Raw genomic sequence first — 10,816 nt, 5'->3', positions numbered from 1 at the left:
TTATTTGCCGCCTTCGGATAGTCCGCTGACGAGAGAATCATATAACAAAAGCAGGTCTTGGGATGGACGAATGCCCAGTTCCCTCTTGAGAAGCCTCACGTAGTCCGTGTATTGAGCGGTCAGACCCTTCTTATCCCCTTCTTGTCCATGCTTCTTCATCAGCAGTCCGACGACCGATTCTTCCAATGGATTGCGGGCATGCAGCTTCAGAAGAAGCTTCGACGCAGCAGCCGTGTTCGACAGGGTGAGCAGCGTCTCTGCTGCATTTTTGACAAAAGAAGCATACCGCTCTGACAGCCGATCCGTCTCATGAATTGCCCATACGTAAGCTTTGCTGCCAAACAAATCACCCGTATAGAGCCTTTCAACGATAAGTGCTTCTTCCACGTTGCCCGCGTCGATACTTCCCAGATTTTCCGTTTGACGCTCGAACTCCACGTAGTCAATAACTGCATCGTCCAGTTCCAGCGCATAACCGTCATTCTCAGAACGAATAGCTTCCCGGAGCCCTATCGGCTCCAATGATTTACGCAGCTGGTACACGGTTGTATTTAAATATTTTTCGGCATTCATGCTCGCCATACCGGCGAATATATCTGCAACCAGACGGGAGCGGGAAATTCGTCTGCCTCGATTCAGCAGTAAGTAAGCAAAGAGCTCAGCACTCTTGCTGGAAATCCACTTTACACGTCCTGATTCATTGCGTACAAAAAAGTCGCCCAGCGTGGCAATGCTAACACGGCTCATACCCCGAATCGCAGTATCTGCTTGCTGCAGCGGTTGAACGATTTTCCTGCTCTCCAGTGCCCGGTTAATCGTCCGCTCCAGCCGCTCCTGAGTCACCGGCTTCACCAAATAATCAAGCACGGACAACTCATAAGCTTCTAGCGCATAATCCTTATGCGAGGTGACGAACACGATTTGTGTCTTACAGCCTGCTTCGTCCAGCCTTGCGGCGAATGTAAGTCCACTATCACCCGGCATAGAGATATCCACGAACGCCAGCTCGACGTCGGGATTTTCGCTCAGAAAGGCAGCCGCAGCATCCGTATTCAAAAACGTTCCCGTCACCTGAAGCTCAGCATATTTCACAAGCATCTTCCGCATGATTAAGTGCATGACGGGCTCATCGTCAATCAATATAACTTTCATCAGCTATCACCGCCGTTCCTTCCCTTTCAATCGTGCCGCCGCGACTAGATGAGCCGGACAACGTAAACAAAAATGTTGTGCCTACGCCAGGCAAGCTATCGAACCTAAGACTGCCGCCATGCATGCGAAGAAATTCTCGGGTCAATACAAGACCAAACCTCATCTCTCCACCATCTTCTCCACTGGCAAATCCGGGCTCCTTGAAAAACAGTTCATCATGATGCAGCAGCTGTGCTGTCTCCTCGTCTATCCCGCTCCCATTATCGCGTACAGTCACCGTCACCTGGTCCCGATCGATAGATGCATTTATCGCAATTTCCCCGCCAATGTCCGTGTACTTAATCGCATTTGAAAGCAAATTCCGGAAAATGAGATCGAGCATTTCTTTATCCGCATTCACTGTCAGCCTCTCGTCGATATGCTCTGTGATACTGATGTTCTTCATGCCAGCCCTTGCTCCGGCTAACGAGATGGCTTGGCGAACGACCTGCTGCAAATTCCACGTGAGCGGCCGAAACGCCACTTCCCCATTCTGACTGCGATACCAATCGAGCAAATTATCAACGAGATGATAGGTACCGCGAACTTGCCTCCTAATCTCTTGAAACACTTCAGCATTCGCGATGTCGGTGTCGCTCGGCTCATCGCCCAGCAGCTCAGTCAAGCTGACAAGAAGAGCGATCGGATCACGGATATCGTGAGCCATTACAGTGAACAGCTTATCCTTGAAGGCATTCAGCCGAGACAAACGTTCAGACTTCTCGCGCAGCCTCTCCTCGTTCTCCTTCAGCTCCGTAATATCGCTGAGCATCAACATTTTTCCAATAGGGGTCACACCTGTATCATAAATATAATCCAAGCTGCAAATATAATACCTTTGCCGAACGCCTTGCAAGCGCTGAAGCGAAAACCGATCATCTCGGAATTCCGTTGCGGCAATTCGCTCGAGCAGCTCAGGACAGTCTGGCAGCAAGTCCTTGATGAGAGCAGGAAAACTTTTTGCCGAGGCAAGCTCAGGAAATACCTCTTCCGCCGCGCGATTGTGGTTCACAATCTGATCCTCATAATCGAGCAGGACAACACCGTCGCGTATGGTATCGAACATTTTGGCATATGCAAGCGGTGTTAAACGAAGCAGCCTAAACCGGAAAATGCCCCAAGCATAAACAACGCCCGATACAGCGAAGCCGAGTGGTGTGAAATCGATAACTTTGCTGAACATATAGGCGATATTGAACAGCATAGGAGCGGCCGCGCCCAAAATAAGGACGACGATCTGTGTCCTCACGATTGGCAATGCGCGCAAATACATGGGAATAAACAAAAGAATACCGAGAAGCAGAATTGTATAATTGTAGATCGCATGTACGGAATACCATGGACCCTTCACCGTATTGTACAAGGGAACCGTCTTGATTGCGTTCAGGACGTATTCTTTGTAAATAAGATGATGCCAATCGTTAGTGAGATGAAGGAGGAAAGTCGCTGTTGGGACGATAAACAGCAAGATCGCAAGCCGCTTCCGGTAGCGTGGCGCAAGTCCTGTGAACTGGATAACGAGCAGCAGCCAAAATGCAGAGACAAAGGGAATACCGATGTACTCGATCTGTAGAGAAAACTTCACACCGCTTAAGCTGTCGCTAAAAATCTCAAAGGTGTACCCGAGTGCGTAAAAAGACGCCGTTGTCATCATATAAATCATGGTCCTCGCCATCTGCATATGACGGTTCCGGTAGGAGAGGAACGCCACGAACAGCATGACTGCGGTCGCGAAGCACAGCAATATTGACATCCATTGTCTTGTGTCCATGACAATGCCTCCCTTTTTTTCGATTCGTCTATCATTCGACAAAGTTCTTCAAATTCCTTGTGAAGCCTCAGCCAACCCTCTTCAAGCTCTCGACAGCAAAAAAAGGCTGTCCGATGCGTTATCGGACAGCCTTTCATTAGCATGGAATTAGCCTTTCGCTTCATCCCATCTTCTTTATAGCATGCTCCTGCTTCAGCCGCTGCTGCTGCACTTCGTCCAAATAAAGCGTAAACTTGGAATCCCCGCTGTAGGAGATGTGCAGCCAGTCCAATGCGCGTGTCATCGCAATATAAAACAGCGATACTTCCCGCTCCTCCACTTCTTCCAATGAAAACGGCATGTTCTCGGCATTTACGATGAAGACCGCTCGGAAATCGAGCCCCTTCACACTGTCAATGTCCGATACGTTAATCGCATCGCCGGCTATGTCTGATTCCTGGTTCAAATCAGTATTTTCTGTGATCCAATATACGGGGAACCCTTGCCCCTTAAGCGCCCTCTTGATCATATCTGTGAAGGAGGAGTAGTAATTGTCTTTCACTCGGTATAAGATGACCATCTCTGCATAAGCAATCTTATGATGGTCATGCAAGGATCGCATTTGTTCAATGACAGCCTTCATCTCTTCCTGAAAGCTCCCGCAACGCTCCAATATTGGCTCAGGCCCGCTTCTCCGTGTACTCTGAGGAGGTATGATCTCTACCCCTTTCGACACTCCGTACTGAACCTTGTTCTGAAACAGAGAATGCCGTTGATAGAAATCCCAAGCAAACTGCGCGATTTGAGCCGTGTTGCGATAATTAACGGAGAGAATGCGTGAACGTCCGCGAAAATCAAGCCCCGTGTCCTGCAGCAAGCTCGATTTCCGTTTAAAGAACGATTGTGCCCGGTCCTCGACCAGCAGCAAATTTTGTGTCGCTGGATTAAGCAAATAACTTAGAAGCTTAAGCCATTCTGGCTGAAAATCCTGACCCTCATCAATAAGGATTGCTTCATAGGTAGGTAAAATAGCTTCCTTCTTCTCCAGCTTGCCAATAAGCTTAGCGACATCCGTATCTCTCACGTTCAGCACTGCTCGCAGCCACTCATGAAAATTATAGACCTCGACGTTTTGGTCGCGAGGCTTGCCTTCCTTTTGCTCCGCTAGTCTAATCCAATCAAGCAAATCCTCCGGTTCCTCCATCTTCCGGTCAATCATTTGCCGAAGACTTCGGGACAAGGCGATGCTGCTGCAGAGGACTAGAATCTTCCAGTCAGGATGATGATTGGCCAAATGTTTGGCTCGGCTGGCGAGGACAAGCGTCTTCCCGCTCCCCGCCACGCCGCGGATAAGCCGATGGCGATCACCAAGCTGTTCTGCCATATTTTCCTGATGCAGATCCATACCCTTAATATTGTGATGCGACAGGACGAACTGCTCCTGCTGCTTCTGATTTGCAGGCTGCAGAAATTCCGCGCTGATCCGCGCCTCAGGTATGAGGTGATTACGAATCTGCCTGATCTCCTCTTGCGATAAAATGTAGCTTCTGCGCTTGCGTGCCGTAAACATGCCATGGATCTTCTCAATGAGGGAATCGGCTGTAAATCCAGCATCCTCAGGGTCGATCTCGTCGCGGCAAAGCACAAATTGCTCTGCAATGACATCGTACAAACCATTTTCTATAAAATCCTTCTGCTTCAGCCGTGTAAAAGCCGTTCCGAAGCCGTTCGGAAATTTGAGCTGTCCTTGAAATTTGCCTTTCTGTTCAATGAGGCTGTCATCATTTCTTAGCTCGCCCGCCACCTGCCGCAAGCTCTCCCTTGCTTCTTGATAAGGGTTCAATACAGCTTCGATCTGACCTCCAGATGCATGCAAACGCCACTCGTCACGATCAACCTCGAATAGAGCAGACCTCGTATAGTCCTTCACTTCAAGAACGACCAATCCCAGATCTGGGCCTATGATTACGAAGCCAGGGCGATTCCCCCCAATTTCCGGTTCAAAATAAACCGCATAATCGCTCGGCAGATAATCCTTCAGCGTACGAAACAATAACCGCTCCCCAGCAGTCGCACTCGTCCGGATAACCTCTGGGACCATATAAGCCATTCTCTTTCACCTCGAATTCGATTTTTTCTGTTGTTTTTAGTATAAACCATCTTTAAGCGTTTGGCAGGAGAAAATGGAGAGAAGATTGTTATGACAAATGGAAGATTTTCATGGTACGATATTCCTAATAAGTAAACGAATGATCAAATCCAACCATTTGCGTTCGTTTTTGATAGGGGAGAAACGATGTATAGAAATCCATCTGTATTTTTTTTAGCAGTATTTTTGCTTGTCGGTATTATTGGTTTGTTTGCGCGTAATGAAACCATTATGCTAATTGGATTTTCAGGTTTTATATTATTCACACTTACTGCCGCTAATCGGAAAAGCAAAAATTATTATCAATTATCGATAAATCTTGAAAAACAAATTAAAGATATGGTGCCAGACATAAAAGATTTTAAACTTTCACAAGAATTTATGTCGGTTGATAAAGAAAGCTATATTGCATTGGATGAAACAAATAAAAAAATATGTATCATTTATAATCAGGAGACTAATACTGAGCCTTTATTAAGCAAAAATGAATACAATTACAAATGCGAGATTTTCTTCTATAAAGATATTTTACAGTCAACCATTCTTCATGACAGTTTTACAGAAACCTCTTCCTCACGAACGGACATCATTGGCAGAGCTTTGCTTGGCAGATCTATGGCTGGAAATACTGGAGCTATTATTGGTGGCCTAAGCGCTTCAAGAACCACTCTTAATCTAATCAAGAAAGTTCAACTTCTTATCGTTGTTAATAATATGTCAAAACCATTCCATCGCATTACGTTTGAGAATTTCCCAAAGGGCATTACTAAAGACAATATAATGTTCAAATCCGTTGATAATGAAATTACGCATTGGCATGCTATGTTGAGTTTTTTAATTAAGCAAGTGGATGAAACGGAAAAGCAGCCTAACGCTAATCAAATTTCAATTGCCGATGAATTACTAAAACTTTCCTCATTGTTGCGAGATAATCTTATAACGGAAGATGAATTTAAGCAGCAGAAAATAAGGCTATTAGGATAGAAGCATGTTCAATCGTTGCTGCCATTAGCACGGAAAATCCCCCTGAATTGTTCAGAATACGGGGGGATTTTCTTTTTAGCTAGCTCTCCTCCACCTCCATAAGATATATACGTTCCTTAAAGCTTCCGCGCTTTTCTGCTTTCTCCGCACGAATTTGCTCCAGCTTCTCAATCGTTACGTCGTGGAATTCAGCAAGCGCATGAAGCAGCTCCATAATATCCGCAAGCTCCTCGACCGATTCCATTTTAGAATCTGCTTCAAGGTATTCATTCGTCTCTTCTACCAGCTTCGTACGCAGCTCTTTCAGATACTCTTCGTTCTCAAGTATTCTCGTAGTGAACATTTTACCTTGTTTCGTTATGATTTCTGGAATCCGATCGCGGACTAATTTATTATAAATGGGCATAACTTGCCTCCTTGTTATATTAACTTTTTTTGCCTGCTTGGCTATAAAGCTTCCTAGAATGATTATACAAGAAAAAACGGCGACCATAATCGGTCGCCGTTCTTCTTTTTAAGCGAACAACATCATTTAAAAGCTTTCCGTTTAAACAAAAGGTACATAAAGAACGGAGCGCCTATACCTGCGGTAAAGACACCGGCTGGAATATCAAGCGGTTGGAAAAGCATTCTCCCCGCCAGATCAGCCAATAGCAATATCATCGCACCCAGAAGAGTGGATACTGGGATTACTAGTTTATAAGAATGGCCGATAAGCTTTCTAGCCATATGTGGAGCCAATAAACCTAAAAAAGAAATAGTTCCGGCAATTCCGACCGCTGCTCCTGCAAGCGCTACGCTATAGAACATCAGAATCATACGGCTTAATTGAAGTCGACTGCCTAACCCGATTGCCGTTGCTTCACCTAAGGATTGTACGTTCAGCTCTTTTGCATAGAGAATGGATAATGGAATGAAAATGGCGACCCAAGGCCACAGCACCTCAATATATTTCCAACTCGTCCCGTAGATGCTTCCCGTCATCCAGTTCAGCACTTGTGCAGCCAAATAGGCTGGTCCGCTAATAAGCAGAAATATCGTAAGTGCCCCCATTGCAGTCGATATGCCAATACCAATAAGTACGAGCCTGAACGGTGAAACCCCATTTTTCCAAGCTAGCGTATAGTTTAGAGCAGCAATAACGAATGCCCCCGCGACAGCTATAAAAGGAATCCAGTGAACACTGTATCCTGTGAATAGCGTCATAAAAGCTACAACCGCAACTGACGCCCCGCCGGTCACACCCAGCAAATCTGGTGATGCAAGCGGATTCCGTATCACGCCTTGAAGCACAGCACCTGCAACCGCCAAGGCTCCGCCGACTAAAACAGCTGCCACAATTCGTGGCATACGAAACTGCATAATAATTAAGTCGCTGCCCTCTTTATTTTTACCCAGCAGTGAAAGGAAGATTTCCTTAACAGGAATGCTTACACCGCCTATGGATAAACAAAGAATAGACAACGCAATCAGTGCGATGCTTAATATTGCGAGTATTAAGATAGATTTGCCTATTCCTCTATGCATGTTTACTCCTTCTCGCCACATAAATCAAGAAAGGAACACCAATAAGCGCAGTAGCTACACCTACAGGTACCTCCTTGGGCATAAGGATAAACCGCGAAGCGATATCAGCGAATACGAGGAGGATTGCTCCTACCAACGCACAATAAGGAAATAGCCAGCGATAGTCATTTCCAACTATATATCTGCAAAGATGAGGCACAATTAATCCAATGAACGCAATTGGCCCTGCCACCGCAACCGAGCTTCCTGCTAAAAGTACAACAGCAAGGACAGATACAACCCGGATAAGCATCATTCGCTGACCAAGGCCTTTGGCACTATCATCGCCCAAAGCCATCACGTTTAAAGACCCTGCCAATAGCAGCGCTAGGACCCATCCTAGCAGCATATAAGGAAATACGATAGTTAGATGAGTTAATTGTCTCCCAGATACAGAGCCGACCATCCAAAACAATGCCGAATCAAGAGATTCTTTATTTATCAGCATAATGCCTGAGGATAGGGAGGAAGCAAATGCAGCTACAGAAGCTCCGGCCAACGTAAGCTTAATTGGCTCAAAACCGCTTCTCCCCTGCATTCCCAGTGTAAAAACAAGCAAAGAAGTAGTGGCTGCTCCTGCTAAAGCAATCCAAACCATTCCGTTCATGGTTAGTGAGGAGCCTAGCATAGCCAAGCTGACAACAATAAATAGAACAGCGCCTGAATTGATGCCGAATATAGATGGAGAAGCTAACGGATTTTTGGTTAACACTTGCATGATTGCACCCGCAATAGCAAGACTCGCCCCTACTGCTGCCGCAATTAGTGCTCGAGGAACTCGCGTATTTCTAATAATGAGATGTGCATCCGAACCGTCAAATTGCGTATAGGCACGCCATAAATCTTTTAATTCGAATAGATGGATGCCATATAGAATACTAACGAGCATACCGATGAGCAGCAGCACGGCGCCTGCCACCAGGCTCACCAGCTTTCTTTTACGGCTATGGAGCCTTAATGCCATGTTAACTTCACCCCTTTCATCAAAAATAAGCTGACGTCTGATAGTCACGACGTCAGCTTGCTGACTAACAATGCTAAGCTACTTTACATCAAAATAGGCAACAATCTCATCCAGCAATAAATTTGCAGCCTTGTAGCCTCCAGCAGAATTCCAAATCGCTTCATCTACTTTTATTACCTTGTTGTTTTGCACGACATTTAGTTTTTTGAATAACGGATCGTTCATCCACTCCTCTACCACCTTGGATGCATCTGTCTTCCCAGCTGCCTCCGTGACGAAGTAGAATAATACGTCTCCATCCATGCTTGGAATCGTTTCTTTGGACATCACTTCAATAAATGAATCCTTATCCTGCGACTCAGGCCGTGCAAATCCTAAATCATTTAAGAGTACGCCCGAGAAGGTTTGCTTCTGATAGATTCTTACCTGGGAAGCGGAGAAGCGTGCAACCGAAATTTTCGTATCCGCTTTGCTGCCTAGCTTCGCTTTCACTTCAGCAACACGCTTGTCGAAGTCAGCCATCGCCTTTTCGCCTTCTTCCGTCTTATCCACGGCTTCCATATAAAGCTTAAAGTTGATTTTCCAATCTCCAACCAAGTCCTCTGCGAATACGGTCGGCGCGATTTGGCTTAGCTGATCATATATTTTTTCCTGTCTGACCTTGTTCCCGATTATTAGATCTGGCTTCAGGCTCGCGATCATTTCAATATTCGGCTGCAGTTCATCGCCTACAACGGTAACGTCCTGCATCTCATCTTTGATATGGTCGTACCAAGGGTCGCCAATCCAAGATTGCACCGCGCCGATCGGTTTAATGCCAACAGCAAGAAGGGCTTCCGTTCCTTCGTTCGTAAGTATGACAACACGCTCAGGCGCGCCAGTTATCGTTGCTTCCCCCATCGCATGTTTTACTACGCGGGTAACATTTGCTGGTGTGGAGTCGGTTGCAGCTGCTTCAGACACATTAGCGGTTGGTGCAGACGACCCTCCATTTGTTGAACTCGTATTTGACGTACCCGCAGAGCAGGCGCTGAGAAATAAAACAAAGCAAAGCAATAATGATGCAGCCATTGGTGTTCTTGATCCTCTATACATTTTGAATATTCCCACTTTCTTGTATTGATAATGATTTTCATAACCATTACCACTATAACGCCTGATTCTGCGTGGGACAATTGTATATCTTGAACGATCCACAGGATTATTTTGAACCTTTGCTTTAAATTGACCAAGCGACATGCCTACATGTTTTTTGAACATGCGATTGAAATAACTGTCATCTGAGAAACCTACGCTCTCGGCTATTTCTTGCAGCGTTGCATCTGTATTTTGCAAAAGTACCTTCGCTTTGTCGATTCGAACAGCAATCAAATACTCAATGGGACTTTTGCCTGTCGCATGCTTGAATTTCCTTGATAAGTAACTGACGCTGCAATCCAGCAGCTCTGCAAGCTCGTCCAATGTTACCCGGTCTGAAGAGTGCTCATGAATATAACGAACCACTTGTGACACGAGATCTACCTTTTGGGTCTTCACGTTTTGGCTGCTCATTTGACTTAAAAGCTCATAGGCAAATTGATAGAATAACATTTTTATATGTAATTTCTCCAATAGTTCTGGCTCACGCCATTCCTTGCTCATTAGCTCAACACTATGATATAAGGGGATCGGATAATGAGGCACAAAGCTATATTGCAGTTGGAATGGGTTATCCGTCTCCATTAGCTTCATTAAAGGTTGGCGAGAAGGCAAAGCGAGAATAGCTTTATAAAAAATCATATAATATTCAAAAGCATCATGAGCGGTAATATCAAGGCACATTCCTTTGCCGCCATGCAAAACATGAAATCGATTTACCATGTGCATCGTTCCATCCGACCACATCTGCGCACTGCCGCGAATCGCATAAAAAAAAGCGCTGGTTGGCAAGCGATACGATCGCAGCTCCTCGCCTGGTTCCATGACCGTATGGCGTATATCCATCACTTTGATCGAAGCATGATTCCATAACATTAGGTGATCACTCATTTTCATCGTGTCGGATCACTCCCTTCTCCCTGTGAAAGCATTACATATAAACATTCATTATCATTATAAATGATAACGATTATCATTTGCAATGTCTGACAGCATAAATCATGACATTATTTTTAGCAAAGAATCTAATACTTGCTTCAAAAGACCATACGTATCGCGCAGTATTCTAGCAAAT

General features: G+C 45.4%; 8 protein-coding genes. 1 reads left to right on the top strand and 7 read right to left on the bottom strand.

All coding sequences use genetic code 11. The features are described 5' to 3' along the window. The 3 genes from AC0VYE_RS05210 to AC0VYE_RS05200 form a co-directional block, all read right to left on the bottom strand. Nucleotides 1-1,152 carry a response regulator gene (locus AC0VYE_RS05210; RefSeq protein ID WP_076271463.1) on the bottom strand — a complete coding sequence of 384 codons (1,152 nt, stop codon included), beginning with the start codon at nt 1,150-1,152 and terminating at the stop codon, nt 1-3. After that, on the bottom strand, nt 1,133-2,962 hold the full coding sequence (locus tag AC0VYE_RS05205; RefSeq protein WP_475446497.1) for a sensor histidine kinase: 1,830 nt from the start codon (nt 2,960-2,962) through the stop codon (nt 1,133-1,135). Before AC0VYE_RS05205 ends, AC0VYE_RS05210 begins: the two co-directional genes overlap by 20 nt. Before the next feature lie 160 nt (nt 2,963-3,122). Continuing rightward, entirely contained in the window at nt 3,123-5,051 is a 1,929-nt protein-coding gene (locus AC0VYE_RS05200) for a 3'-5' exonuclease (RefSeq protein WP_475446495.1), read from the bottom strand. 186 nt (nt 5,052-5,237) lie between these two features. Between AC0VYE_RS05200 and AC0VYE_RS05195 the strand changes: the two genes are divergently transcribed. After that, entirely contained in the window at nt 5,238-6,074 is an 837-nt protein-coding gene (locus tag AC0VYE_RS05195) for an SHOCT domain-containing protein (protein WP_475446493.1), read from the top strand. 79 nt (nt 6,075-6,153) lie between these two features. Here AC0VYE_RS05195 and AC0VYE_RS05190 read toward each other — a convergent pair whose 3' ends face one another. The 4 genes from AC0VYE_RS05190 to AC0VYE_RS05175 form a co-directional block, all read right to left on the bottom strand. Further along, nucleotides 6,154-6,480, bottom strand: coding sequence for a pyrophosphohydrolase domain-containing protein (locus tag AC0VYE_RS05190; protein WP_475446491.1), 327 nt, complete (start codon nt 6,478-6,480; stop codon nt 6,154-6,156). Nucleotides 6,481-6,602: 122 nt separating this feature from the next. Beyond that, complete coding sequence (locus AC0VYE_RS05185; protein ID WP_475446489.1) at nt 6,603-7,601, bottom strand: FecCD family ABC transporter permease; 999 nt, start codon at nt 7,599-7,601, stop codon at nt 6,603-6,605. Next, entirely contained in the window at nt 7,594-8,604 is a 1,011-nt protein-coding gene (locus AC0VYE_RS05180; protein WP_441907871.1) for a FecCD family ABC transporter permease, read from the bottom strand. Before AC0VYE_RS05180 ends, AC0VYE_RS05185 begins: the two co-directional genes overlap by 8 nt. A 78-nt stretch (nt 8,605-8,682) precedes the next feature. Further along, complete coding sequence (locus AC0VYE_RS05175) at nt 8,683-10,638, bottom strand: ABC transporter substrate-binding protein (protein ID WP_475446487.1); 1,956 nt, start codon at nt 10,636-10,638, stop codon at nt 8,683-8,685. Nucleotides 10,639-10,816: the final 178 nt, after the last annotated feature.

It is taken from the genome of Pristimantibacillus sp. Z349TD_6, from assembly GCF_056173205.1.
Note: the sequence above shows the minus strand (reverse complement) of the source record. Positions and strands in the feature narration are given on the sequence as shown.